This window comes from Albimonas pacifica (genome assembly GCF_900113695.1).
Lineage (GTDB): Bacteria > Pseudomonadota > Alphaproteobacteria > Rhodobacterales > Rhodobacteraceae > Albimonas > Albimonas pacifica.
The window spans coordinates 29662-54698 of sequence record NZ_FOQH01000010.1; the positions used below are offsets into that span (position 1 = coordinate 29662).

General features: G+C 70.5%; 32 protein-coding genes. 13 read left to right on the forward strand and 19 right to left on the reverse strand.

The window, feature by feature from the left end; genetic code table 11:
• Positions 1-135: 135 nt before the first annotated feature.
• Positions 136-288: a type II toxin-antitoxin system antitoxin gene (locus tag BM064_RS27600; protein ID WP_177236346.1), complete on the reverse strand. Its 153-nt coding sequence runs from the start codon at positions 286-288 to the stop codon at positions 136-138.
• Positions 289-412: 124 nt separating this feature from the next.
• Here BM064_RS27600 and BM064_RS20455 point away from each other — a divergent pair, with 124 nt between their 5' ends.
• The 3 genes from BM064_RS20455 to BM064_RS20465 all read left to right on the forward strand — a co-directional run bounded on the left by BM064_RS20455 (position 413) and on the right by BM064_RS20465 (position 2349).
• Positions 413-799 (forward strand): hypothetical protein, encoded by a 387-nt coding sequence (locus BM064_RS20455; protein WP_092863135.1) that lies wholly within the window; start codon positions 413-415, stop codon positions 797-799.
• Positions 800-982: 183 nt separating this feature from the next.
• Positions 983-1699 (forward strand): KilA-N domain-containing protein, encoded by a 717-nt coding sequence (locus BM064_RS20460; RefSeq protein WP_092863138.1) that lies wholly within the window; start codon positions 983-985, stop codon positions 1697-1699.
• A 5-nt stretch (positions 1700-1704) separates the two neighbouring features.
• Positions 1705-2349: a GIY-YIG nuclease family protein gene (locus BM064_RS20465; protein ID WP_342741390.1), complete on the forward strand. Its 645-nt coding sequence runs from the start codon at positions 1705-1707 to the stop codon at positions 2347-2349.
• A gap of 50 nt (positions 2350-2399) precedes the next feature.
• Here the strand turns inward: BM064_RS20465 and BM064_RS20470 are convergent, their stop codons facing one another.
• The gene (locus tag BM064_RS20470) at positions 2400-2594 is read right to left on the reverse strand and encodes a type II toxin-antitoxin system HicA family toxin (RefSeq protein WP_092863144.1); all 195 of its coding nucleotides are present in this window, start codon (positions 2592-2594) and stop codon (positions 2400-2402) included.
• A 3-nt stretch (positions 2595-2597) separates the two neighbouring features.
• A complete protein-coding gene (locus BM064_RS20475) occupies positions 2598-2840 on the reverse strand; it encodes a DUF1902 domain-containing protein (RefSeq protein WP_092863147.1) in 243 nt (80 codons plus the stop codon).
• 291 nt (positions 2841-3131) lie between these two features.
• On the opposite strand from BM064_RS20475, the gene BM064_RS20480 reads away from it, so the two are divergent.
• The 9 genes from BM064_RS20480 to BM064_RS20520 all read left to right on the forward strand — a co-directional run bounded on the left by BM064_RS20480 (position 3132) and on the right by BM064_RS20520 (position 9779).
• Positions 3132-5150 (forward strand): carboxypeptidase-like regulatory domain-containing protein, encoded by a 2019-nt coding sequence (locus BM064_RS20480; RefSeq protein WP_092863150.1) that lies wholly within the window; start codon positions 3132-3134, stop codon positions 5148-5150.
• A gap of 27 nt (positions 5151-5177) precedes the next feature.
• Positions 5178-5957 (forward strand): hypothetical protein, encoded by a 780-nt coding sequence (locus BM064_RS20485; protein ID WP_092863153.1) that lies wholly within the window; start codon positions 5178-5180, stop codon positions 5955-5957.
• Positions 5954-6319, forward strand: a complete 366-nt coding sequence (locus BM064_RS20490) for a hypothetical protein (protein WP_092863156.1) — start codon at positions 5954-5956, stop codon at positions 6317-6319. The genes BM064_RS20485 and BM064_RS20490 overlap by 4 nt, the downstream gene beginning before the upstream one ends.
• A complete protein-coding gene (locus BM064_RS20495) occupies positions 6316-6720 on the forward strand; it encodes a hypothetical protein (RefSeq protein WP_092863159.1) in 405 nt (134 codons plus the stop codon). Before BM064_RS20490 ends, BM064_RS20495 begins: the two co-directional genes overlap by 4 nt.
• A 64-nt stretch (positions 6721-6784) precedes the next feature.
• Positions 6785-7177 (forward strand): hypothetical protein, encoded by a 393-nt coding sequence (locus tag BM064_RS27605; protein ID WP_092863162.1) that lies wholly within the window; start codon positions 6785-6787, stop codon positions 7175-7177.
• Positions 7178-7429: 252 nt separating this feature from the next.
• Positions 7430-7651 (forward strand): hypothetical protein, encoded by a 222-nt coding sequence (locus BM064_RS20505; RefSeq protein ID WP_092863164.1) that lies wholly within the window; start codon positions 7430-7432, stop codon positions 7649-7651.
• Positions 7652-8178: 527 nt separating this feature from the next.
• Positions 8179-8469, forward strand: a complete 291-nt coding sequence (locus BM064_RS20510; protein WP_092863167.1) for a hypothetical protein — start codon at positions 8179-8181, stop codon at positions 8467-8469.
• Positions 8470-8544: 75 nt separating this feature from the next.
• Positions 8545-9534 carry an N-acetylmuramidase domain-containing protein gene (locus BM064_RS28140; protein ID WP_177236347.1) on the forward strand — a complete coding sequence of 330 codons (990 nt, stop codon included), beginning with the start codon at positions 8545-8547 and terminating at the stop codon, positions 9532-9534.
• Complete coding sequence (locus BM064_RS20520) at positions 9531-9779, forward strand: hypothetical protein (RefSeq protein WP_092863173.1); 249 nt, start codon at positions 9531-9533, stop codon at positions 9777-9779. Before BM064_RS28140 ends, BM064_RS20520 begins: the two co-directional genes overlap by 4 nt.
• Before the next feature lie 166 nt (positions 9780-9945).
• On the opposite strand, the gene BM064_RS20525 is transcribed toward BM064_RS20520, so the two are convergent.
• From BM064_RS20525 to BM064_RS20595, 16 genes are all read right to left on the reverse strand, one after another.
• On the reverse strand, positions 9946-10227 hold the full coding sequence (locus BM064_RS20525; RefSeq protein WP_092863176.1) for a hypothetical protein: 282 nt from the start codon (positions 10225-10227) through the stop codon (positions 9946-9948).
• Positions 10224-10445, reverse strand: a complete 222-nt coding sequence (locus BM064_RS20530) for a hypothetical protein (RefSeq protein WP_092863179.1) — start codon at positions 10443-10445, stop codon at positions 10224-10226. Before BM064_RS20530 ends, BM064_RS20525 begins: the two co-directional genes overlap by 4 nt.
• Positions 10442-10618, reverse strand: coding sequence for a hypothetical protein (locus tag BM064_RS27610; RefSeq protein WP_177236348.1), 177 nt, complete (start codon positions 10616-10618; stop codon positions 10442-10444). The genes BM064_RS20530 and BM064_RS27610 overlap by 4 nt, the downstream gene beginning before the upstream one ends.
• A 294-nt stretch (positions 10619-10912) precedes the next feature.
• Positions 10913-11308 (reverse strand): hypothetical protein, encoded by a 396-nt coding sequence (locus BM064_RS20535; RefSeq protein WP_092863182.1) that lies wholly within the window; start codon positions 11306-11308, stop codon positions 10913-10915.
• Positions 11305-12060 carry a hypothetical protein gene (locus BM064_RS27615; RefSeq protein WP_092863186.1) on the reverse strand — a complete coding sequence of 252 codons (756 nt, stop codon included), beginning with the start codon at positions 12058-12060 and terminating at the stop codon, positions 11305-11307. Before BM064_RS27615 ends, BM064_RS20535 begins: the two co-directional genes overlap by 4 nt.
• On the reverse strand, positions 12053-12241 hold the full coding sequence (locus BM064_RS20545; protein ID WP_092863189.1) for a hypothetical protein: 189 nt from the start codon (positions 12239-12241) through the stop codon (positions 12053-12055). Before BM064_RS20545 ends, BM064_RS27615 begins: the two co-directional genes overlap by 8 nt.
• A gap of 11 nt (positions 12242-12252) precedes the next feature.
• Entirely contained in the window at positions 12253-12594 is a 342-nt protein-coding gene (locus BM064_RS20550) for a hypothetical protein (RefSeq protein ID WP_092863192.1), read from the reverse strand.
• 48 nt (positions 12595-12642) lie between these two features.
• Entirely contained in the window at positions 12643-13092 is a 450-nt protein-coding gene (locus BM064_RS20555; protein WP_143103400.1) for a hypothetical protein, read from the reverse strand.
• A 71-nt stretch (positions 13093-13163) separates the two neighbouring features.
• Positions 13164-13484 carry a hypothetical protein gene (locus tag BM064_RS20560; protein ID WP_092863198.1) on the reverse strand — a complete coding sequence of 107 codons (321 nt, stop codon included), beginning with the start codon at positions 13482-13484 and terminating at the stop codon, positions 13164-13166.
• Positions 13485-15167: 1683 nt separating this feature from the next.
• Positions 15168-17879: an HAD-IC family P-type ATPase gene (locus BM064_RS20565; protein ID WP_092863201.1), complete on the reverse strand. Its 2712-nt coding sequence runs from the start codon at positions 17877-17879 to the stop codon at positions 15168-15170.
• Positions 17872-18339, reverse strand: coding sequence for a hydrogenase maturation protease (locus tag BM064_RS20570; RefSeq protein ID WP_218161092.1), 468 nt, complete (start codon positions 18337-18339; stop codon positions 17872-17874). The genes BM064_RS20565 and BM064_RS20570 overlap by 8 nt, the downstream gene beginning before the upstream one ends.
• A complete protein-coding gene (locus BM064_RS20575) occupies positions 18336-19634 on the reverse strand; it encodes a Ni/Fe hydrogenase subunit alpha (protein ID WP_092863204.1) in 1299 nt (432 codons plus the stop codon). Before BM064_RS20575 ends, BM064_RS20570 begins: the two co-directional genes overlap by 4 nt.
• The gene (locus BM064_RS20580; RefSeq protein WP_177236349.1) at positions 19624-20406 is read right to left on the reverse strand and encodes an NADH-quinone oxidoreductase subunit B family protein; all 783 of its coding nucleotides are present in this window, start codon (positions 20404-20406) and stop codon (positions 19624-19626) included. Before BM064_RS20580 ends, BM064_RS20575 begins: the two co-directional genes overlap by 11 nt.
• Before the next feature lie 2 nt (positions 20407-20408).
• Entirely contained in the window at positions 20409-21218 is an 810-nt protein-coding gene (locus tag BM064_RS20585) for an FAD/NAD(P)-binding protein (protein ID WP_092863210.1), read from the reverse strand.
• Between the two features lie 7 nt (positions 21219-21225).
• Positions 21226-21708, reverse strand: a complete 483-nt coding sequence (locus BM064_RS20590; RefSeq protein ID WP_092863213.1) for a Crp/Fnr family transcriptional regulator — start codon at positions 21706-21708, stop codon at positions 21226-21228.
• Positions 21705-22826, reverse strand: coding sequence for a 4Fe-4S dicluster domain-containing protein (locus BM064_RS20595; RefSeq protein WP_092863216.1), 1122 nt, complete (start codon positions 22824-22826; stop codon positions 21705-21707). The genes BM064_RS20590 and BM064_RS20595 overlap by 4 nt, the downstream gene beginning before the upstream one ends.
• Positions 22827-23140: 314 nt before the next feature.
• Between BM064_RS20595 and ftsH the strand changes: the two genes are divergently transcribed.
• Entirely contained in the window at positions 23141-25036 is a 1896-nt protein-coding gene (gene ftsH, locus BM064_RS20600; RefSeq protein ID WP_092863219.1) for an ATP-dependent zinc metalloprotease FtsH, read from the forward strand.
• Position 25037: the final 1 nt, after the last annotated feature.

Consider the following 25037-nt stretch of genomic DNA (forward strand, 5'->3'; position numbering starts at 1 on the left):
GTTCCTGTGCTTGGGCGCTCGCGGGCACGGACAGCGCAACTGCGGTGATGATCGAAACGGCAGCGTAGCGCATGAATACCTCCCCCTGAATTCCTCGGAGCACTCTCCCACGGGAGCGAGCGACGGGGAAGCGCCTCACTCCGGGAGGTAGCCCTTCGCACGCAGCCAGTCGCGCAGGATGATCGTCACGAGCGATGACAGCGACCTGTCGTCGTCCTTCGCCGCCCGCTCCAGCGCGGCTTTGATCTCTGGATCGATGCGGAACCCAATCGGGGCTGACTTGGCCATTCTGCGGTTCTCTAACATTTGCCATTGACAGACGTTAGAGAAGCTATGACATATGAAGCGGCCCCGCAAGACGCTGCAACGTCAAACGGGGCCTGACCGAAGCACGATCAACAGGAGATCGAGCATGGCTGCTGCCGAAGATACCGCCCGCCGCCCGAAGCCGAAAGGCCCGACCCGCCGCACCTTCGCCCTCGGCGCTGCGGCCCTGCCCGCCGTCGCCATGGCGCCCTCGGCCGTCGCGGCTGCCGCGCCCAGCGAGATCGAGGCGCTGTTCCGCGAAATCGAGGAGATCAACGAGGTGGTCGAGGCCGCGCCTCACCACATGGGCGACGACTGGTTCTACGCGAGGGCCTACGAGGTCGCCGGCCGCGTGGATCGGATGCTGGAGATCCGGCCCCAGACGCTTCGCGAGTTCGTGATGCAGGCCGTTTCCACGCTGGACGACGACCCGTCCTGCCCGAACACGTCGGCGTTCTTCGGCCAGGTCCGCAACATCCTCGGGAGGGCCTGACGCTCACGTTCTAGGCACTTCTGCCCTAGCGCACCAAGCGCCGGGGTCACACCCTGACATCGAGGTTTGCGACTTGGTCCTGGTCGCAGACCGGCCGGGGGACCAATCGCTCAGGCGGCCACCTGAGCGCCCCCGGCCGCGGGAATCCTCCCAAGGCAAAGCAGGACCCACAGGACCGTTGACATGAAAACGTCCATCTCGTCACTGAGCTTCAACGACACGCCGATCCGGGACCGTGAACAGATGCTCTGTCTGACCGACATGTGGAAGGCCGCCGGCTCTCCCCGAAACAAGAAGCCGGCGGAGTGGAGTCGATACGAAGGCTCTGATTTCATTCGAGAAATCGGGGAAAAGGTGGGGACAGCCCACCTTTTCGAGAACCGGCCGGGTCGGGGTGGGGGCACCTGGGCTCACTGGCAGATCGGCATGGCCTACGCCAAGTACCTCAGCCCCGCGTTCCACGCATGGTGCAACGAGGTCGTCCGGGCCTACATGGAGGGGACGCCTCCCCCGAGCCCGCAGGACACGCGGTGGCTCGCGGTGCGGCAGGAATCCCGCGCCATGCGCAACGACTTCACGTCGACGCTGGCCGAGCATGGGGTGACGAAGCCTCGTGATTTCGCCCGAGCGACGAACGCGACCTACGTCGGGCTGTTCGGGGCCAGCGCCGGGCGGATGCGGGAGCGAATGGGTCTCCCGAAGAAGGCCAACTTGCGTGACCGCATGAGCCGGATGGAATTGGCGCAGGTGATCCTCGCCGAAGAGCTGGCGACCGAGCACATGGAGGACGAGCGGAGCTGGGGTGCCGACGAGTGTTGCGACGTCACCGCCATGGCCGCCCGCTCTGTCCATCAGGCGGTCAGCGACAACCGGGCGAGCCGTCGCCGGATCGGGCGGTGACCGCCATGTGGATCAAGTTCAACTCTGGCGAACAGGTCAGGCGCCGGCACCAGGTGGTCTACGTGATGCAGTTCGACGGGGCGACGAAGATTGGCCTTGCCGCAAGCCCAACCGCGCGGGCATCCACGCTGTCTGGCGCATCCGGGCGTGAGTTCCTGCACGGATACTTCTTCGATGCCGAACTGAACGCGCGGGGCCTTGAAATGGACATGCATGCGCGCTTCGCCCAGCACCGAAGGGTCGGGGAATGGTTCGGGCTGCTCGCGGACGATGTGGTGGCTGGGTTTCATCCCGTCGCAAGCGACTACCCGCGCAAGATCCGACCTGAGATCGACGAAGCGCGGGCGAGGGAATTCTTTGACCGCCTGTTTCCCTTGCCGGAGCAGGGCTTTCGGATGTCGCCGTCTCAGATCGTCGACATCATCTCGGCCCCACTCGCCATGGTCACCGCTCACGCCGCCTTCAACTCAGCCGGCTTTGACGTAAGGGAGGCGCATCGGGCCATGCTCTCGGACTTCGAAGAGTATCCGCACGAGATGGAAGATCTCCTGGGTGATCTCTTGCCGGCCGTGAGGGTGTTCGTGGAGCAGTTCGTTAGCGCGGTTTACGCAGCTTCGCCGGGGCCGTCCCAAGTCGCCTGCGGCTCCTGACGCGGCCGGCCACCACCCACGGGGCGGCCCCACGGGGCCGTCCTTCCATCTCAGAACTGCTTGGGGAGCCCGGCCTGCTTGAGCGTCTCGTTCGCCGTGTGGCGGGACTTCACGCCGGCGTCCACGGTGAAATTGCGGTCCGAGATCGGGCTGTACCAGATCTCGTGATCGCCCCGCCCTTGGCGGACGAAGTAGCACCCGGCCTCCCGGAGCAGCGCGAGCAGCTCTTTCCGGTAGCCGGGCACAGGTCAGTGGCAGGGATTGGGGACGCGGGAGACCTGCTCGGCGAGGATGCGAACCGGGATCTCAGGCTCATCGGAGCCATCCCCGTTCGCTTCGAGAAGGTCGCAGATCGCAGCGACAACCTTCGGCTGGAGGGCTTCGAGGGTATCGGCTTCGACGGCGAGGCCGTCGATATCCTGGCTGGACGCGACCCACACGCGAGCTTCTTCGTCCCAGTTCGCGCGGACAACGATGGAGAAGTGCTTCATGGGAGCCCCTATGGACGCGCGCCGCGAATCGCGACGGTACGAAAATATAGTGCACGCCTCCTAACACCGAAATGAGGCGAGCGCGTCCATCACGATCAGGTGGGCGGCTCCTGACGCGCCCCACATAGACGCAAACCACCAAGGCGGTCCTCCGGGGCCGCCTTTTTCGTTCCCGGCCTGACGGCCAGCACAACCCCCCCCCCCCCCCCCCCCCCCCCCCCCCCCCCCCCCCCCACCGAGCAGACCAAGCCCCGCCATCGCGCGGGGCTTTCTCATTTGGAGACCCTGCCCATGCCGCGACTTTTCGGCGACAGCATCCTGCGCGCCACAGACAGCGATGACGAGCCGGTCCCCGGCGCGCTGCTGACGGTCTACGAGGCCGGGACCACCACCGAGGTCCCGACCTACAGCGACGCTGACCTCAGCATCGCCCAGAGCGTCCCTGTCGTCGCCAGCTCGGCCGGCGTGTTCCCCCCGGTCTACGTCCCGCCGGGAACCTACAAGCTGGGCGTCACGACGGCCTCGGGTGCGGCCATCTCCGGCTATCCCGTGGACAACGTGGTCGCGGGCGTCGGCATCACTTCGGTCATCTCCAAGGACTTCGACAATCGGGCGGCGGCGCAGGCCGCGACCATCGCGAGCGATGTGGGGGCGGTTCGGCTTCTGGGCTACACGACGGCTGGGGATGGCGAGACCGCGCAATACAAGCGGGCCGCGTCCTCGCCGGGGCACGCCGGAAGCTTCCAAGACGCTGAAGATAACTGGTGGGAGATCGCGAACGCGAAAGTTCAGGTCGAGCAACTGGGCGCCGTGGCTGACGGCGCCACGAACGCACGGGGCGCGTTGCAGAGCGCGCTTTCGTTCCGCAGCGAAGTCGGCCTCACCGGATCGTATGCGATCTCCGGTGCTGTAGACGTCTCGGCCGCGGGCTACTTCCGCCGCATCATCGGACAGGGGCAGACCTTCATTCAGATGCTCGACGCCGCCGCGACCTTCGCGTTCGGCGAGACCGCCGCGGCCTATGGTTGCGAGATCGGCCATGTCCGCATCGAGGGGAACGACGTCGCCCTCGTGCCGCTGCGAATGGCGGAGATCTCGTTCAGCCATCACGTCCTCGTTCATGACACGATGATCCGCGGCTATGTCGACTTTGGCATCAAGGTCGAAGGCAACAATGACGGCTCGCGCTTCGAGCGCGTCATCATCGAAAACGCCCCCAGCTCGCACTCCGGAAGCGCCGCCTTCCGGCATCTGGAAGTTGGCCCCATCTCGGGGATCAACTGCACCTTCGCGAACTGCAACGGCTGGAGCTATTGGGGCGACTACCAGGCGAACTGGACGGACTGCCGTTTCACCTTCGGCGTGCAGGGGCTCATCAAGTTCACGCCAACGAAGCCGACCCGGGTGCTGAGCATCCGCGGGCCCTACATCGAGAACGTGGGCTTCCGTTCAGGCGCGGGCGTCCCTACGGGTTCTCCCATCGGCATTCTCGCGGACGGCGGAGATATCTACCCCAACGGCGGGATCGTCATCGACAGCCCGCAGAAATTCTATGCCGGCTGGGCGAGCGATCTCATCGTAGCCCGGGACGGTGCATGGATTCACTACATCACGGGCAGCGTTCCAATCGACGGGAACACTGTCCCATTCACCCCGGCATCCCCGCCCGACCCACAATCCGGCCGGCAGCTTCAGCTCTTCTCGGTGCTCGGCATCGACAGCGGCTCTTTCTTGCGGATCGAAGGTCCGCTGAAAACCAACTTCTACCATGTGACCGACAACCCGGACGGGTCTTATGCGGACTTCATCGGCCGGTTCCAGCCTCAGTCGCAGGGCTATCCGCTGAGGGTCGGCGGGAACGGCCATAAGCGCGTCTGGGCCGGGGACATGACCACCACGACCGGATGGACGTCGAGCAACCTTTCCTCTTTCACCAGCGTCAGCGGTCGCCTCCGGGCGGTCTGCGACGGGACGGGCTGCAACGTTTTCCAGACGGCGGCGATCTCCAAGGCGGACAGCGAGTGCCTCGTCGGCAAGATCATCGTCTTGCAGATGACCGCCACGCCGAAGGGCGCCGGGCCGTTCAACCTGAACTGCGGACTTCAGGGAGCCGGGCTCTCCAAGATGACGACCGCCAGCTCGTGGACCGAGGAGGCGGGCTCTGGGAGCCGGACCTATCACAGCTTCGTCGCCTACGTGGAAAGCGATGAGGACATCCGGGTGAACCTCCGTCCGAACGACAGTGGATCGGAGGCGTCCACTTCCGAAGTCGATATCCACGAAGCCGAGATTTGGGTTCTCGATGCCTGATCCCTCACCCGATCCGGGAGGCCACGTATGAACACCTTCGGCAAGCTCATTCTCGGCTATGGCCCGGGGCGCAGCGGTCCCGGCGCGTTCGACAGCGGAAGCGGCCTCGAAAGCCTGCATTCGACCTACGGCGGCGGGACGCTGGACGCGGTTGACAGCCCCCTGTGGCAGGACGCGGCCAAGACGACGGCTGCGGCCCCTGGCAATGGCGTGCGGGTGTGGTCCTACACCGATGCGGCTGCCGATGCCGTCGCGCCTAGCGACAGCCAACGGCCCCTGCTCACGACCGTCAATTCCTCGCGGGCGCTGGTGTTCGACAACACCGACGACACCATGAACCTCGCGATGGGGACGGTGGTCCCGGCCCTGAACGCGGCCTCGGGGGCGGCGTGGACGCTTTCCCTCGTGGTCGCAACCCGCACGTCTGTCTTCGAGCCCCTGATCGCTCAGGACAGCCCAAGTTTCACGGTGTTTTTCGGCAACTCTGGCCCGAAACTGACCTACAACATCAGGAACGGTGGGAACTTCGACTTCGTGCCTGCGCCGGCTCAGGATGTCTATTTCGCGATCACCATTCGGTGGAATGGGACGACGGCTCAATACAGCATCAACGGCGGCTCGTGGACCGCGATGACCATAGGGACCGCGACCATGAACACGGCCCTGCCCATCGAGCTATCCCGGGGCGGCACAGGCGCGATCAACCTGTCCCGGGTCGTGCTGCTTGAGGGTGCGATCTCGGACAGCGATCACACCGACATTCTGGCGCCGCTGAATGCGACGCGCGTAGCGGAGCTGAACCCGTGAGCGACCAGCCCTACTCCCTCGTCATCATCGTCCCCGCCGCTCTTGTGGGCGAGGTTCGGGACGCCTCCGAGGCGGACGGCTACGGGCGAGGCTTCGCCTGCGCGCTGTCGGCCACGGGGTCGGCCCCCGCGACCCACTATGCGCTGCACACGGACGCGGGTCCGGTCATCCTCGCAAAGCTGGAAGCGGGCTTCGGTCTGCCTCCGCTGGACGTGGCGCAGATCGTCTACAGCTACCACCTTCGGGATGGCGGGCTGTGGGGCAGCGACCACCTCGACGCGGTGCTGAGCCCGGGCGAGGAAGACCTGCTGTCGCCGACGATGCGGGCGCTGCTTCCGGCCGGCTTGCAGGTGATCGAATGAGCCTCCTGCGGTCGATCCTGACGCCCTCGGTGCAGTCCGCGTGGGGCAGCTACGTGGAGAGCGCCAACCAGACCGGGCACGCCTACCTGGGCCTGCTGTTCGGGCTCGTGCCGTGCAGCCTGTGGGGCTGGTGGGGCGTGGCCGTGCCGTTCGGGGTCTCGGCCGCGTGGGAGGTCTGGCACCTTCTCAGGCAGAGAGGCGCTGAGAGGGCGTCTGCGCGTCGCTGGGACGCCTTCAAAGATTTCGGCTGCCACACGGCCGGCGCGGTCGCCGCGGGGCTGTGCGGGCCGTTTCTGCCGCTCTCCGTGGCCGCGTGGGCTTCGGGGGCGCTTTTGGGTGGTCTGCTGCTCGCCGGGGTGATGGGGATCATCTGGCAGCGCACGGACCGTAACGCGAGTTGAGCCGGGCGCGCGGGGGGCCGTGCCGTCCACGTATTCGAGGACTGGGGCTATCAAGGCATGATTGATGGGCGGCGAGATCACGGACGAGGATCGCCTTCTCCTGGCGGAACTAGCTGGGAAGTGGGCGCACCTGAGAGATATCGAACGGGTTTTTTCGCCCGCGAACTTGGCGAAGGCGGAGATACTGCTGCTCTACCTGAACAGCGATCCGGCCGAGCTGATGGCTCTCATCGATGGTCTGTCGAAGGCTTCGAGAGCCTCGCCCGGCTTGGAGAGGCTTTCGCCTCATGCGGAAACGCTGGTGGCGGTGGCCCGGACGGTGGAAGCCGAGACGATCATGTGGGATCGGATCGAGCGCTGGCGAAAGCGGTTCGGGCTCATTGGGGCGCTGGCGGCCGGGGGGCTGGGGGTCTGGGCCTACGCCAAGGGTATCATCGTGTGGCCGCCGCCGCCGTGATCGCGCTGATGCTGGCGCTGTCGCCGGCGCAGGTCTCCACCGCGGCGGATCTGGATCGGGTGGAGTGAGGTGGGGCCGCACTTCACATCTGCTGGCCTAGGAAACTCGCGATGTGAAGGGCGGCGCAACGTCCATGCGGACTGCCTTGCCGAGCCCGCTTAACATATCACCGCCGTCACGCTGCGGCAAGAAATCCGCACCTGCGGTTCGCCCGCGCGAGCGTCAACGCGCATCTATCCGAGGATAGAGACCATGACCACCAAGATCGAATACCGGGTGCGCCCGGTGACGCGATACGTCGTGACCCGCTACACCGAGAGCGAGGATGCGGACGGCTGCGGCTCCTTTAGTTCCGAATGCCTCGGCGAGTTCGATCACGAGCCCCATGCGAACGAAGTTGGGTCGCGCCTGGCGGAAGCGGACGGCGCTTCCTTCGTGGGCATCCTGCACGATGGACACACCGCGCCTCGCTGAACGAAAAGCCCCCGCCTGCATCTGCATCGCGGGGGCTTGGCCGATCCGAGTTCGCCGAACGAACATATCACCGCCGACGTGTTCGCGAAAGGGCGGGTTCGTTAACGGGTGGGGCGGGGCGGCCGACCGGGATTGCCCAATCCTTCCCCCATATCTGCGCCGAGATGCCCGGCGGCTTACAAGCCGTAGACCCAGAGGGAAGGCCGGAGCCCGCGAACCTCTGAGCCTGTCTTGTGCGAGCGGCCGGGCGCTACTCCGGCGATCTATCGGCGGTGGGGGATCTGCTAATCGGCTGGATTGCCTTTCGCCTTCCCACGACTTTTAGGATGCCTGCGCTTCTGCTTTCAGCGCCGCGCTCGCCCCCAAAGAGTAACCCCGCCGCTGCGGGAAAGCAACGACGGGGTTCTGCCCACCTGATAGTCCTATCACCCGCAGGTCGGCCCTCTAGGGGCTCTGGGCTAATGGCAGTCTAGCTGCTCTGGCCGCGAAATTACCTCATCACCATCCACCGATCAAGGAAAACCGCCATGCGGACCATCCTGTCGGCGGCAGCAATCGCGCTCGCCGCCTCTCCGGTCGTGGCGCAGCCTCAGTGCGCACCCCGGCCCATCGTGGTCGAAGCCCTCGCCCAGAAGTTCGGGGAACACCGCATCGGCATGGGCATCCAGAACGGCGCGCGCGTGGTGGAGGTCTTCGTCAACGCGGAGACGGGATCGTTCACGGTCCTGTCCACGTCGCTCGCCGGTCTGTCCTGCATCGTAGCCGGCGGCGAGGGATGGTCGCCCGACCCCCTGCCCGTCGAGGGGCAGGCGCTCTGACATGGACGTGCTCTGGCTCATCGTCCTGATCGCCTTCGCACTCGCCCTTCTCATCAAGCCTTGGAGATGATGATTATGCGCTCACCGATCTACGTCGGCAACGCCAACCCCTTGCCCGCGGGAGCCGTCGAAACCGTCGCACGCGAGATCGGGTGCGAGGTCGCCGCCCTGAAGGCCGTGATCGAGGTCGAAGCCTCGGGCCGCTGGTTCAACCGCGACGGCACCCTGCCCCGCCGCTTCGAGCCGCACAAGCTGCCGGCCGCGATCCGCGAGCGCATCCGCTGGGTCGGCGGCTGGGAGAAGGCCGCGGCGCTCTCCACCACCGCGCGCGAGGCGCTGTTCGCCGAGGTCTTCAAGATGGACCCCGAGGCCGCCTGCGCCGCGACGAGCTGGGGCGGTCCTCAGATCATGGGGTTCAACGCCGGGACCGTGGGCTATCCCTCGGCCATCGCCATGGTGCAGGCGTTCGCCGACGACGCGCAGGCGCAGCTCGACGCCATGGTCTCCTTCATGCGGGCCTCCGGGCTTCTGGGCGCGCTCCGCGGTCAGGACTGGTCGGCCTTCGCCCGGGGCTACAACGGGCCCGGCCAGGTGGATCGCTACGCCGGCCTGCTGGCCTCGGCCTATCGCCGCCATGCCGGCCAGAGTTCGCCCACCGTTCTGCGCCTCGGGGATCGCGGCCCCTCGGTCACCGAGTTGCAGCGCGCGCTCGGCCTTGAAGCCGATGGGGTCTTCGGCCCCGACACGCTGGCGGCCGTCCGCGCCTACCAGGAGGCCGAGGGCCTGCCGGCTGACGGGATCGTGGGCGCGCGGACCTGGACCCAGCTCCGCACCGCCGTAGAGAAGCCGAAGCCGGCCGCCGCACCCGACGCCTTCGACCGCCGGGTGGAGCAGGCGCAGAAAGCCGCGGGTGCAGCGGGGGCCGGAGCCGCCGCCTTGCGCGGCCTGACCGATGGTCTGGGGGACACGGCGCAGACCGTGCTCGCGGGGGCCGTGGGCGTCGCCGTGGTGGCCCTGGCCGTGGCCTTCGTCATTGGCCGCCTGCGGGCCGGGAGGACGGCGTGAGCGGCCTTCTGGCGGCGCTCCTAAGCAGCCGCCCCGCGCGATGGGCCGGGGCCGCGCTGCTAGTGCTGGGGGCGTTCCTCGGCCTGCGGGCGAAGTGGCGCAGCGACGGCAAGGCCGACGCCGAGGCGGAGCAGCGCGAGGCGGCGTTCAAGCGCGCCGATGACCGGAGGAAGGTCGATGAAGAAGTGGATGATCTTGACGCTATTGAGCGTCGTGAGCGCCTGCGCCGGTGGTCCCGCGACTGACGGCTGCGAGTGGGTCCGGGCGATCCGTCCGACCTCTACCGACGTGGACGCGATGAGCGACGCGCTCGCGGGTCAGATCCTGGCGCACAACGAGGCCGGGTCGCGGGTCTGCGGCTGGGCTCCCTGAAAGATTCCGCCCGCTTTCTTTCACGAGACAGGCCCGCTCTCAGGGGCGGGTCTGGTCACAAAGGGTGTCGGTAAGATCGATACCCTTCGCCGCCCAGTCGGCATTGCCGTAGGTCAGGCCGTGCTCGTCCACGGTTGCTACGCCGATGCATCGCCCGAGACGATCCCTGATCGTAAGGCCGACGCCAAGAGTTACGCCCCCCTCGCACTCAAGGCTCGTCCCACAATGATAGCCAAGCGAAACGATCATGTCGCGGATAGAAAGCGCAAGGCTGGCGTATTCCGGGGAGGCTGACTTGATCCACTCGTCGCGCTCGCTCACCCTTCCCCCTCCTTCGTCACCGTCGCAATCCGCAGCAGGTCCGCCGCCTCGGTGATCGCGGCAAGGTCGCGCGAATCGACGTCAGGCACGCGAGACAGCCGCTCGCGGACCTTCATCAGCCGGTCGGCCTCGCGCCACGTCGACAGGCGCTCGGGCAGCATCGCCTCAGCGGAACAGCGGGCGCAGTGAAGGTTATCGGCCAGATCGACACCCTTCATTGAACCGTCCTCTCCCAAAGAGTCTTCCCCTCAGCGTCCTCGATCCTGACAACGTGGTCGTTCAGCTTCGCGTGGATCTCTGGCGTGCACCAGTCGGTGGGCTGGATCGGATACCAGCCGTCCGCGGTGACCATGATCCAGACCGTGGGCAGCAGCACCGGCGTGTCCTTCATAGGTCATGCTCCGGGTTGCGCCACCATCTAACGAGGATGATCGCCCCGCAGATCCAGACGCCGAAGATGGCCCACGCCGCAACATCTGTGTGCGGGGTTTCGATGGAAATGCCGAAGAGCGCCCCTGCCAAGACCCTCACCCCTCGCCCTCCTCTCGGAACCGACGAAAGGCGAAGACCCCAACCCCCGTGACGATCACCCCAGCAATCCCGGCCGGCCAGTCCGAGGTTGCCGCGCCGCCACCTGCAGTGAACGCGCCCATGCAGATGACGAGCGCCCAAGCCGTTGAAGCGCTCACCCCTCGCCCTCCCGTTCCCTGTCGATGGTCTCGGCGATCTGCTCGCAAGCCTTTTGCGCCCTGTCCCGCTCGATCCGCGTCACCCGCAGTTCGGATTCCGCTCGTACCAGCGCCACGCGCAGACGAAGCAACTCCAAAGGCTCCCAATCATCAGCGCGGGTGTTCCAGAAGCGCGCCACGCTATGCAGGCAGGCGGCGTCGTCCTCGTGCTCGTTGCAAACCTCCTGCCACGATGGGGACGGACACTCGCCCTCTCGCGAGCATGAGACGCGGATCGCCTTCCCGCCGTGCCCATTGTGGACGCCAACGTCGTCCAGAACCCATCTCATTTCCGCATCCGCGCCGCAGAACGGGCACTGCTTCAGGTCCATCATTTCAAGCATCCCGATCACCCCTCGCCCTCCCGCTTCATGGCGCGGATGGCGGCGGCGAGTGGTGCGACATCTGCACCGTCGTACCGCCCCGCATAGCCACTCACCTTCCTCGCCGCTTCCTCCAGCGCCTCCGCCCTGATCTCGGCCCGCATCGCCTTGAACTCGTCAGGCATCAGGTGGATCAGATTCGGCAGCGTCGGCTTTGCGACCGTTCCGCGGAGCATGTTCGCGTGGACCCTTACCGGGTCTTGCAACGCTTCCCGCATCTCTGCCGTAGCCTCATTGGCGATCCTCTCCCGCATCGACTCCAGCGCAGCGGGGGCGGGGGCGGAGAGGGCGGCGGCGGTTTTGTGGAGCGCGCCATTGACGATCAGGCCGCGGGCCAACGGTTCAACGTGCAGAGGGGACGGCACATCGGATTTCAGGGCGGCCTGAGCCAGATCGAGCGCGGCCGAGAACGGCTCCAGCGCCTCCCGCATCTTCCCCACCAGCGCCAGGGCCTCGGCCGTCTCGCGCCGGGAGGCGGTGGGGGCGGCGCGGAGGTTCTGAAGCTCCAGTTCCTTGTTCGCGGCCTCCACCGGCACCACAACATGCGTCCCCGCGGCGACCTGCGGTATCAGCCGCAGCAGGCGGACGACTTCGTGGCAGGCGATCCCGCTCAGAACGAGGTTTTGCGTGGCCGGGTCGATGGTCGCCAGGGTCTCGGACAGGGCGTCGGCGCAGCACTTCGCGGCTCGGCCGTCCACGGGCCGGATCTCGCGGTCAGCCATCGTCCTTCTCCTCTCTCAGGTCCGCGGGGGCGGCGGGGAGCGGGACTGCTTCGGTGAAGCCTTCCGAGATGCCGATCTCACGAAGGTGCTCCGCCACGGGGCGCGGAACGATCAGGCCCGCGCCGCCGTTCCATTCGCGTGTAGCGTTGATCCAGAACTTAGCGTCCTCGCGCTCGCCCATCCCGCCCTCCCTCACTCGTCGCCCGCGGGGGTGGGGAGGCGGTCCAAGCGCTCGATCTCGGCCACGATCAGCGCAGCAGCCCGGATCAGGTCGCGACGCCGGTCCTTCGGTTTCCACCATGACCAATCCCACGGCCACAGGCGGCGGGTCACAATCAGTTGCGGCTCCCCGATGTTCTCGTGCTGCCAGTTGGCCGGGACGCGCTCATCTTCGATGAGGCTCCCGAAATGCGCGTAGCAAGCAGCCGCGCGCGCCATCTCGCCTTCTGCGTGGCTGTCGTCATGCGCCTCGGTCCAGCCCTCGACGTCCTTCTGCCGCTGGCGCTCCGCGGCGATTTCCTCGATCACATTCATCGTCTCTCGTCTCCTCGTCTCGCGCATCCCATCCGGGGGCGCTGGGGGTCAGGTGGGTGGAGGAAGTAGCTTCGGGCCGTTTTTATCGGCCAGGGCCTCGATCACGCGCGCCCCGCTGGGCGTGCGGACGTGCGGCAGGAACGCGGTGTCTGCGTCGACGAAGCCGGCGGCCATCATCGCGACAGTGGCTTTGATCCAGTCTGCGAGGATCGCCCAAGAGGCCCGCTCGGCCTGCGCGCGAGCCTTCGCTTTATGGTCCTTCTCGCTGGTCCGGGATCTCGAGCCGCGCGGGTTCTCGCGCAGCCAGGCCGCCTCGTAGGCACCGACGTTGATCGGGATCGTGATCTCGCGACCGTGAAGCCGGAACTGGGCGACGATCTGGTCCGCATCGTCGTCCACCATGAACCCGACCGCGCTCGCCCCGACGCTCCGCAGGGTGTCTCGGATCTCTTTCTCGCGGGCCTGGCCGGCGGTCGATGAAGCATAGGGCAGCGCCATCATCGTCTCTCCATCTCTCCTCGCCCCGTCACGGAGCGGGTGGGGTGCGCGATAGGCGCGGGGTTAGGGGGTCAGCCGAAGATCCGAAAACCGAAGAGGCTCGACCGTCGCGCCCTGCTGGCGGCCTCGTCAGCCTCTCGCGTGCGCTGCGCCAGCTTGTCCAAGCACTTCTTCTCGGACCAAGGCGCGGGCCAGTCAGCGGGGTCCAAAGTGACGTTGTTCGGGTGGATCATGCTCACCCCACCACCTTCCCATCTGACCGAAATGACCGCCTCTCCGGTCGCGTTCCGGCCGAAGCCCTCGACGTGGCCTAGCCGCTCGTCACCGTCGAAATCGCGGCGCAGGACAACCGCGCCCAGGCGAAAGTCCATGGGGGTGTAGGTTCGGGTCATCTCTCTCTCCTTCTCAGGCGCCCAGTTTCCGCCCAGCTTTGACGGAACGTTTCGGGAAACGACGGCACACGACGGGCGCAAGGAACGCTGATTGCGCACGTTTTTACGCGTGTCCGGTGTCTTCGGGAGGCAGGGGTCGGAGGTTCGAATCCTCTCACTCCGACCAGCGCTCAGCTGGTCTTTTCGGACCGAGCCGCAGCGAAACGCGCAACGAAACTCACCTGATCGCCCCGCTGTCGTCTCCATGATCGCGACCGCCCGCTGCTGATGCTCCGGGCTGCGGCGCCGGCAGACCCCCTCCAGCGTCGCCGAAGTCGTCGGTCGCGTCCTCCCGCGAGACGCCCCTCTCGAAGGCCCGCGTGACCGCCGTGGGCTCGAGCGTGTGCGGCGCGGCTTCCGGGACGAGGCCCGACCGCTCGCGGGTCTCCCGCCACGCCGGCTTGACGCTCGAGATCGGCGTGCCGTTCCACGCCCGTCGATGGGCGTCCGAGAGGCGCTCGCCGACCGTCGCCTCCGACGCCGACGCAGGGCCGCGCCCTGCGGGTCGTCGGGGCGCAGGGCGATCCGCGAGCGCTCTTCGAGTTTCCGCGTGACGGCCTCATGGCCCGGGCGTTGCTGTTTGCCGCCCTCGACGATGACGGGGGCGCCGTCGCCGTTGCGCTGGTGGCGACGTGACGGGGCGCAGGGGCGGGGCGTTCGACGAAGTCCTCCAGGGCGTTCAGGGCGAGGAGGAAGCGCCGCCGAGGAACCTGGCGCACAGCTGCTTTCGGTGGAGGGCTGCGCGGAGCGTGGCGAGCCTTCCGCTTGCGGGCGGCTCTCGGGCCGCCGCCTCGAGCGTGAACGGCCGCGGCAGCTCCCCCGGGTCGGCGAGGGGGCGTATCCCGGTCTCATCGCGTGCGGGGGGCGCCGCGTCGTCTCTGTGCGTTGTCGCGTCGATCTCCCCAGGAGGTCGGCGCGATCCCCGCAGCTGGAAAGACGGCAGCCTCCCCGGTGCGCGGATCGCGTCCTCCCTGTCGGCATGCTCGACCAGCGACGGGGGAAGGCCTTGTCGTCGCGGGCGCGGCACGCGCCGTCGAAGCTCCGGGGCCGACAGCCTTCCGGCGGGTGGACGCGTCGGCGTGCTGCTGTCGCCGCTGGCCGTGGCGACGCGCGTGCGGTCGAGCCGCACCGCGTTTCCTCCCGGTTGCTTCATCCTTCGTCAGGGTATCGGCAGGCGTTCCAGCGCGGGCCACGCATCGGCCAAGGGGGCGACGCCCGTCCGGCCGGCGGCTGGCGGTCGACGCGGGTTGGTCAGCCGGACCGATATCGCCGGTCGCGACGAGGGCGCCGACATGGGCTGCTCCGATGACTGCAAGCGTGACGGCCGGTTCCTCCGCATGGCGCAGATCAGACCGTCTCGCATGAAGCCGCCATCCGGCCGTATGGCGGCGCCGCCCCCACAGTTCCTCGAGCCGCCGAAGCGACTGCAGCAGGCGCTCGTCCATCCCGCTGAACGCGACCGTGGTCCCCTTCCTGCGCCGCGCCAGGTTTCGACCCGCCCGCACGTCCCTCGCGAGCCCATGGATCCCGGCCCGCGGGACGATGATCCGGCGCTCGCCATCGCGCGGGCCGCCCGGCTCGTCGGGGCCGGAGCGTCGACGGCGGACGGCGCCTTCGCGGGCGGGGGTGCGCGGCGACGGCCGCTCAGCCGACGGAGCGGCGGCCGTGCAGGGCGAGCCGGATCCGCTTCTCGGCTTCGAGCAGCGCGAAGAACACGATGCCGACGGCGATGATCAGCAGTCCGTCCGTCAGGGGCACGGCCTGCGTGCCGAACGCCGACTGAAGCGGCGGAAGGTAGGTGATCGCGACCTGCGCGGCCGTCACCGCGGCGACGCAGGCCCAGACGACCGGCGTGCCCCGCGCCGCCGCCCAGGTCAGCGACGCGCCGTGGATGTTGCGGATGAAGAACAGGTGGAAGATCTCGAGGACCACGAGCGCGTTCATCGCCAGCGTCTGCGCAAGCGCCGGCGCGCGCCCCTGGCCGGTCGCCCAGGCATAGATGCCGAAGACCGCGGCGAGGATCAGGGTCGAGACCAGGGCCACGTGCCATAGCAGCTCCCGCGTCAGCAGCGGCGCGTCGCGCGCGCGGGGCGGGCGGCGCATGGTCCCGGGCTCGGTCGGCTCGAAGGCCAGCGCCAGGCCCAGCGTGGCGGCGGTGACCAGGTTCACCCACAGGATCTGCACGGCGGTGATCGGCAGCGCCAGCCCGGCGAGCAGGGCGGCCACGATGGTGATCGCCTCGCCCGCGCTGGTGGGCAGGGTCCAGCCGATCACCTTCTTGATGTTGTCGTAGGCCGTGCGCCCCTCGCGCACCGCCGCGACGATCGAGGCGAAGTCGTCGTCGGCCAGCACGATCTCGGCCGCCTGGCGCGCGGCGGCCGAGCCCTTGAGCCCCATCGCGACCCCCGCGTCGGCGCGCTTCAGCGCGGGCGCGTCGTTCACCCCGTCGCCGGTCATCGCCACCGTCAGTCCGCGCGACTGCAGGGCCGAAACCAGGCGCAGCTTGTGGGCGGGCGAGGTGCGCGCGAAGACGTCCGCCTCCTGCGCCGCCTGCGCCAGGGCCGCGTCGTCCATCGCGTCGATCTCCGCCCCGGTCAGGGTGCGGTCCGGACGCTCCAGCCCGACCTGGGCGGCGATGGCGCGGGCGGTGGCGACGTGGTCGCCGGTGATCATCTTCACCGCGATGCCGGCGCGGCGGCACTCGGCCACCGCCTCGGCCGCGGCCGCGCGCAGAGGGTCGACCAGGCCGATCAGGCCGATCAGCGTCAGCGTCCCCTGCAGGTCGGCGACGTCGAGCACCACGTGCTCGGGCGGCGTCGCGCGCATCGCCACCGCGATCACCCGCTGCCCCTGGGCGGCGAGGTCCTCGACCGTCCGCCGCCAGCCCTCCGCGTCCAGCGGCCGGGTCCCGCCGTCATGGGCGCGCTGGTCGGCGCACAGCGCCAGCACCGCCTCGGGCGCGCCCTTCACGTGGATCGCGGCGCGGCCGGCATGGTCGTGGTGCAGCACCGCCATGTAGCGGTGGGCGACGTCGAAGGGGATCGCGTCGCTGCGGCTCCAGCGGGGGAAGGGGGCGCGGCCCTCGCCGGTGATCTTGCCGGCCAGCGCCATCAGCGCGCCCTCCATCGGGTCGCCCTCGATCCGCCAGCCGTCGCGCCCGGGGTGCAGGCCGGCGTCGTTGCACAGGGCCGCGGCGCGCGCGAAGTCCAGCAGCACGGCATGTTCGGCGGGGTCCGCCTCCGCCTCCTGCCAGCGCACTGCGCCCGCGGGGGCGTAGCCGCTCGCCTCGACCGAGTAGATCCGCCCGTCCGCGGCCAGCGCCGCCACCGCCATCTCGTTGCGCGTCAGCGTCCCGGTCTTGTCCGTGCAGATCACCGAGACCGCGCCCAGCGTCTCGATCGCCGGCAGGCGGCGCACGATGGCGTTGCGCCGGGCCATCGACTGCACCCCCGCCGCGAGCGTGATGGTCAGCACCGCCGGCAGCCCCTCGGGGATCGCGGCGACCGAGAGGCCGACGACCGCCATGAACAGGTCCGCGAAGGGCATCGTGCCCGCCAGCCGCCCCCAGGCCAGCACCGCCGCGGCCACGGCCAGGATGAACAGGGTCAGCCAGCGCGCGAACAGGTCCATCTGGCGCAGCAGCGGCGTGGTCAGCGCCTCGACGTCCGAGAGCAGGGCGCCGATCCGCCCGATCTGGCTGTTGCCGGCGGTGGCGGCGACCACGCCCCGCCCGGTCCCCGCCGCCACGATCGTGCCCGAGAACAGCATCGAGGCGCGGTCCCCCAGCGCCGCCTCCGCCGGAACGGGGGCGACGGCCTTGTCGACTGGGACGGACTCGCCCGTCAGGATCGCCTCCTCGACCTTCAGGCCGCGCGCCTCCAGCAGGCGCAGGTCGGCGGGGATGCGGTCGCCGGCCTCGACCAGCACCACGTCGCCGGGAACCAGGTCGGCGGCGTCCAGCGTCGCCCGCCGGCCGTCGCGCAGGACCGCGGCGCGGGGGGCCAGCATCACCCGGATCGCCTCCATCGCCTGCTCGGCCCGCCCCTCCTGGATGAAGCCGATGGCGGCGTTGACCAGCACCACCGCCAGGATCACGCCCGCGTCCACCCAGTGCTGCAACGCCGCCGTCACCGCGGCCGAGGCCAGCAGCACGTAGATCAGCACGTTGCGGAACTGGGCGAGGAAGCGCAGGAGCGGCCCCCGCCGCGGCGGCTCAGGCAGGGCGTTGGGGCCGTGGCGGGTCAGCCGGCGCGCGGCCTCGTCCGAGGTCAGCCCCCCGGCCGGGGCGTCCAGCGCGCGCAGCGCCGCCTCGGCCGTCAGCGCGTGGAAGGGGCGGTCGGAGGGGGCGTCAGACATGGGGGAGGGCGAGGTCCTCGAGGATGCGTTCGGCCGCCCGTTCGGCGGCCAGGGCCACGGCGGGCGTCAGGGGCGCGCCGGGGTCGAAGCGCGCCGCCTCGATCGCGTAGACCAGGCAGCGCGGCGGCAGGACGCCCAGCGCGCGGGCGAGCTCGATCGCCTCGGCCGGGCCCAGCCCGTGGGTCGAGACCGCGCCCAGCCCCGCCGGCAGCGGCCCCGCCGCGGCGTCCAGCCGCCGCAGCGCGCCCGGCGCCGCGCCCGAGCGGCAGGCGTCCACCAGGATCGCGGCGCGCGCGCCCTCCAGCAGCTCGACCAGGGCGGCGGTCTCGCCGTCGCTGTCGTGGATCTCGACGCCGGGCGGGGCGTGGGCGCGCAGGCGGCGCGCCACCTCCCGGCCCACGGCGTCGTCGCCGCGCAGGGGCGCGCCCAGGCCGATCACCCGCACGGGCCGCCCGGTCACGGCCGGTCCCCGCGGTCGATCTCGAGGCGCAGGAAATGCGCGGCGCAGGAAATGCAGGGGTCGTAGTTGCGGATCGTCTGCTCGCACAGGCGGCGCAGGTCCTCGTCCGGGCGGTCGGGGTCGGCGTCGACCAGGTGCAGGAGGTCCTCCTCGATGCTCGCCTGGTTCTGCGAGGTGGGGGGGACGATGGCCGCGGCGCGGATCAACCCGTCCTCGCCGATCTCGTAGCGGTGGTGCAGCAGCCCGCGCGGCGCCTCGGTCGCCGCCGCGCCGACGCCGGCGCGGGGCGCGATCTCGACGGCGGGGCGGTCCGGCTCCTCGTAGTCGGCGATGATCTGCAGGGCCTCGTCGAGGGCGTGCAGCATCTCGACCGCGCGCACCACCACGCTGCGATAGGGGTTGCGGCAGACCGGGCCCAGCCCGGCCTCGGCCGCGGCCTCCCGCGCCAGCGGCCGCAGCCGGGGGGCGTTCAGCGCGTAGCGGGCCATCGGGCCGACCAGGTAGGCCTCGCCCTCGGCGGTGCGCGAGTGCAGGGCGGTGGAGCGCTCCACCTGGCGCTCGCGGAACCGCTCGGGGAAGGCGGCGGGGTCGATGTCGAGCCCGCGGCTCGAGGCGATGCGCCCCTCGTTGAACGGGTATTCCCCGGGGTGGCGCAGGGCGACGAACAGGTAATCCCGCTCGCGGTCCGGGACGTCGAAGCCCGCGACCCAGCGCAGACAGGCCAGCGCGTCGTCGCGGGCCTGCTCCAGCTCGGGGACCAGCGTCGCCAGCTCCCGCCGGCGGGGGGCGCGATGAAAGCCGCCGACGCGGACGTTGATCGGGTGGATCTCGCGCCCGCCCAGCAGGGCCACGATCCGGTTGCCGGCCTTCTTCAGCGACAGGCCCCGGCGGAAGGCCTCGCCATGCTCCCGCGCCATCGAGACGGCGTCGTCGAAGCCGAGGAAGTCGGGGGCATGCAGCAGGTGGATGTGCAGGGCGTGGCTCTCGATCCACTCGCCGCAATAGATCAGCCGGCGCAGGGCGCGCAGCGGGCCCTCGACGCGGACGCCGAAGGCGCGCTCCACCGCATGCACCGTGCTCATCTGGTAGGCGACCGGGCAGATGCCGCAGATGCGGGCGGTGATGTCGTGCGCCTCCGACCAGTGGCGTCCGCGCAGCAGCGCCTCGAAGAAGCGGGGCGGCTCGAAGATCGAGAGTTCGGCCGAGCGCACGGCCCCGTCGCGCAGGGTCACCCGGAAGGCGCCCTCGCCCTCCACCCGCGCCAGCACGTCGACCGAGATCGTCCTAGTCGTCATGGCGCGCGCTCTCCTCGCGGAATGCCGGCGCGGCGGCGTTGAAGGTTCGGAACAGGCGGGCGATCTCCGGCCGCTCCAGGCCCAGCGCGCGCAGGCTGGCGGCCAGCGCGGCGGTGTTGGGCGTCTCCATCGGCCCGTGACAGCCGTAGCAGCCCCGCGCGTAGGCCGGGCAGATCGCCCCGCAGCCGGACCGGGTGACGGGGCCGAGGCAGGGAACCCCGCGCGCCACGCTCACGCAGGTCGTCCCCCGCGCCTTGCAGTCGATGCAGACGCTGTGGCCCGGCAAGGTCGGCCTGCGCCCGGCCAGCAGCGCCGAGATCGTCTCGACCAGCTGCGGCTTCGCGATCGGGCAGCCGTGAAGCTCGAAATCCACCGCGACGTGGTCCCCGATCGGCGTCGAGGCCGCGAGCGCGTCGATCGTCTCGGGCGAGGGATAGACCAGCGCCGCGAAGGCCCCCGGCTCCGCGAAGTTGCGCAGCGCCTGGATGCCTCCCGCCGTGGCGCAGGCGCCCAGCGTGACCAGCAGGCGGGAGCGGTCGCGCACGTCGCGGATCCGCGCCGCGTCCGCCGCCGTCGCGATCGAGCCCTCCACCAGCGACAGGTCGAACGCCCCCTCCGGCAGGCCCGCTGCGGAGGTGCGCAGCGCCTCGGGGAAATACGCGATGTCGAGGGCGGCGAAGATCTCCGGCAGCAGGTCCTCGCAGTCCAGCAGGGTCAGCTGGCAGCCGTCGCAGGAGGCGAATTTCCAGACGGCGACGCGGGGGCGGGGCATGGTCACAGCTCCGCCACGTGCAGGCGGTCGGCGACCCGCGCCAGCGGCGCCACCGGGCCGTCGCGGCACAGCAGGTCGCCCCCGAACTGGCAATGGCCGCACAGGCCGACCGCGCATTTCATGTTCCGCTCCATCGAGATGTGGATGGCCTCCGCCGCCACCCCCGCCTCCAGCAGGGCCGAGGCGGCGAAGCGCATCATCACCTCCGGCCCGCAGACGAAGGCGACGGTCCGGGCCGGGTCGCGCACCCGCCGCGCGATGAGCGGCGGAACCACGCCGACATGGCCGCGCCAGTCCGGGCCGGCGTGGTCGACCGTCGCTTCGACCTCGACGCCCCGCGCGCGCCAGTCCGCCAGGTCCTCGCGGAACAGCGCCTGCGCGGGGCTGCGGGCGCCATAGACGAGCGTCGGCCGCTCCCCCCGTGCCACCAGCCGCCGGATCGCGGGGCGCACCGGGGCGAGGCCCAGCCCGCCGGCGACCGCGATCACCTCCCGCCCTTCGACCTCCGCCAGCGGCCATCCCTTTCCGAAAGGTCCGCGCACGCCCAGCATCGCGCCCTCTTCCAGCCCGGCCAGCGCGCGGGAGACGGCGCCGACCGCGCGGATCGTGTGGATGACGCGCCCCTCGGCGGCGGGGTCGCCGCTGTAGCTGACCGGGATCTCGCCGACCCCGAAGGCGGTGAGCATGGCGAAGCGGCCGGGCGCGGCGTCGAGGTCCTGGGGCCCGGCCTCGACCGCCAGCGTCCATACGTCCTCCGCCTCCCGCCGCCGGGACAGCACCCGGGCCGGACGCGGCGTCGTTGCGTCGACCATTCGCCGTTCAGCCGGGATCGCCATAGACGTCGAGCACCTGCATCCGCGTGGCATGGAGCCGTTGCAGCAGCACCGGCACGAAGCGTTTCATCAGCGCATAGCCAAGGGCCGGGTCCGCCTCGCAGGCGTCTCGCAGCCGGACCGCGTCCAGCGCGATCGAGGCGACGGGCCCCAGCGCCGTCGCGTCCCAGGCCCAGCAGGCCTCGGGAACCAGCCAGGAGACGCCGACCACTTCGCCGGGGCCGACCGTCTGGAAGGTCAGCGGCGCGCGGCCCGGAGCGTCCACCGACAGGGCGACCCGTCCCGACAGCAGCAGATGGGCGACCGCGGCCGGGGCCCCCTCGCGCAGCAGGCGCGCGCCCTCGGGGAATTCGGCCGGGGCGGCGCAGGCCTCCACCTCGAGCAGGAACGCCGGCGGCAGCCCCGCCATCAGGGGATGCGCGGCCAACGTCCGCGCCAACGCGGCCCCGGTCGTCGCGTCCGAGCTCATCGCTCGTCCTCCGGGCCGGCGGCGAACGCCGCCATCTCCTCGGTGATGTCGATCCCGACGGGACACCAGGCGATGCAGCGCCCGCAGCCCACGCAGCCCGAGGTTCCGAACTGCTCGATCCATGTCGCCAGCTTGTGGGTCAGCCATTGCCGGTAGCGCGAGCGGCCCGAGGCCCGCACCGCCCCCCCGTGAATGAACGAGAACTCGGTCGCGAAGCAGCTGTCCCATCGCTGATCGCGGGCGGTCTCCCGGCCGGAGAGGTCGCTGGTGTCCTCGACCGTGGTGCAGAAGCAGGTGGGGCAGACCTGGGTGCAGGCGCCGCAGGTCAGGCAGCGCGCGGCGACGTCGTCCCAGCGCGGATGCTCGAGGTCGGCCAGCAGCGCCCGCGGATCGCCCGGCGGCATCGCCCGGCCCATCCGCGCCTCGGCCCCCGCGATCACCTCGGCGCCCGCGGCGACCTCCCGCGGCGTCGCCGGGCGCGAGGGCAGGCCGGCGAGCATCGCGGCCCCCGCCTCGGACCCCGCCCGGGCGAGAAAGCGCGACCCCTCCGCCGAAACCAGCTCGGTCAGCACGACGTCATGGCCCTCGCCGACCTCCGGACCCGTCTGCATCGAGCTGCAGAAGCATGTCGCCGCCGGGTCCGCGCAGTTCACCGCGACCACGAACAGGCTCGACCGCCGCGCGGCGTAGCGGGCGTCGACATGGGCGCCGCCCAGCAACACCCGGTCCTGAACCGCGATGGCCTTCAGCTCGCAGGCTCGCACGCCGATGAAGGCGAAACGCTCCTCGGGCAGGGGTGCGGGGCGGAGGTCCACCTCCCCGCCCTCCCGCCGGGCGCTCCACAACCGCTCCCGCGGGGGATGGAGGAAGCGCTTCCAGGACTGCGGGGCCAAGGCGTAGCCGAACAGCGCTCCGTCGTCCCTGGGGCGCAGGCGATAGCGGCCGGGGGCCTGCTCGTCGCCCCAGCCTCGGGGCAGGTCGTCGGTCGAGGAGACGTCGTCGTGGACGATCGCCCCCTCGCCAGGCGTCGGGCCGATCACCCGAAACCCCGTCCCGGCCAGCGCGGAGATCAGCGCGTCGAGACCCTCGACGGTCAGCACGAGGTCCGGGGCGTTCATGCGGCCGGCGCCTCCCGCGCGGGTCCCGGCGCCGTTCGCGCCCGGTGCGGCGCCCGCTGCGGCGCGGGGGGCCGACGCCGGCCGACGGGCGCGGAGCGTGGGGCGGGACGCGAGAGGGCGGTCATGGCGGTCTTCCGTTCGATCCTTGCGGAACCTGTTTCATGTTGCGCCGACCCGGCGGCCGGCGCGTTGACCCATGTCATTCCGCGGCGGCCGCTCGTGCGCGAGTTGATCGGCGTCAAGGCGACCGCCCCCCAATTCCCCGACACTGTTTCGCAATCCGCCCGCCGGAGACGTGAAGGGAGTGAAACGTCTTGGACCGGTCGAAGCTGCCGCTGATCGCCCAGTTCCTGTTCGTCTTCGCGCTGGTCTTCGCGGTCCAGAGCTACCTGCGCGACGCCGCGACCGTCGAGGAGATCCCCTACAGCGCCTTCCGCAAGGCGCTCTCCCAGGGCGAGACGACCGACCTGGTGGTCTCCGGCGACGAGATCCGCGGCGCCTGGCGCACGCCCCGCGACGGGGCGACCGGCTTCCGCACCCGCCGCGTGGACGAGGCGCTGGCCGCCGAGCTCGACGCCGCCGGCGCCGTCTACCGCGGCGCCCCCGACGTCTCGTGGCTGGCGCTGCTGCTGTCGTGGGTGGCGCCCGCGGCGATCTTCGTGGGCCTGTGGTGGCTGGTCCTGCGCCGCATGGGGGGCGCGGGCGGCATGGGCGGCGGGCTGATGTCCGTCGGCCGCAGCCGCGCGAAGGTCTATGTCGAGAAGGCGGTCAAGGTCACCTTCGCCGACGTTGCCGGCGTCGACGAGGCCAAGCAGGAGCTGCAGGAGCTGGTCGAGTTCCTGCGCGCCCCCGAGGCCCACGCCTCGCTGGGCGCCCGCGCCCCCAAGGGCGTGCTGCTGCTGGGCCCGCCGGGCACCGGCAAGACCCTGCTGGCCCGCGCCGTGGCGGGGGAGGCCGGCTGCCCGTTCTTCTCGATCTCCGGCTCGGAGTTCGTCGAGATGTTCGTGGGCGTCGGCGCCGCCCGCGTCCGCGACCTGTTCGAACAGGCCCGCGCCAAGGCCCCCGCGATCATCTTCATCGACGAGCTCGACGCGCTCGGCCGCGCCCGCGGCGCCGGCCCCGCCTTCGGCGGCCATGACGAGCGCGAGCAGACCCTGAACCAGCTGCTGACCGAGCTCGACGGCTTCGACGCCTCCGCCGGGGTGGTGCTGCTGGCCGCGACCAACCGGCCCGAGATCCTCGACCCCGCGCTGCTGCGCGCCGGGCGCTTCGACCGCCAGGTGCTGATCGACCGCCCCGACCGCCCCGGGCGCGAGGCGATCCTGCGCGTCCACCTGAAGAAGGTCGTGATCGCGCCCGAGGTCGACCCCGCCGCGCTCGCCGCGCTGACGCCGGGCTTCACCGGCGCCGACCTCGCCAACCTGGTGAACGAGGCGGCCCTTCTCGCCACCCGCCGCCGGGCCGAGGCGGTGGAGATGGCGGACTTCACCCGCGCCGTCGAACGCATCGTCGCCGGGCTCGAGAAACGCAGCCGCCTGATGAACCCGCGCGAGCGCGAGATCGTGGCGGTGCACGAGACCGGCCACGCCCTCGTCGCCCAGTCGCTGCCGGGGGTGGACCGGGTCCACAAGATCTCGATCATCCCGCGCGGCGTCGGCGCGCTGGGCTACACCATCCAGCGCCCGACCGAGGACCGCTGGCTGATGACGGCCGAGGAGCTGGAGCGCAAGATCATGGTCCTGATGGGCGGCCGCGCCGCCGAGGAGCTGGTCTTCGACCACCGCTCCACCGGCGCCGCCGACGACCTCGCCAAGGCCACCGACATCGCCCGCGCCATGGCCGCCCGCTACGCGATGGAGGCGGACCTGGGCCCCGTCGCCTGGGAGACCGACGCCCCCAACCTGCTGGGCCTGCCGGGCGAGCGGCCGGGCCGTCCGCCGGTCAGCCAGGCCCAGGCCGAGCGCATCGACGCCGCCGTGACCGCGATCCTCGCGCGGACCTACGCCCGCACGCGCGCCCTGCTGGAGGATCGCCGCGCCGACCTCGACCGCGTCTCCGCCGCCCTGCTGGCGCACGAGACGCTCGAGGCCGACGCGCTTCGCGACCTGCTGGCCGAGGGCGCCGCCGGCCGCGGTCCCGGCGCCCGGCCGGAAGCCGATCCCGCCGCCCCGCCTCCGCCCGCCCCGCCTCCCGCCGCGCAAGAAGGATGAT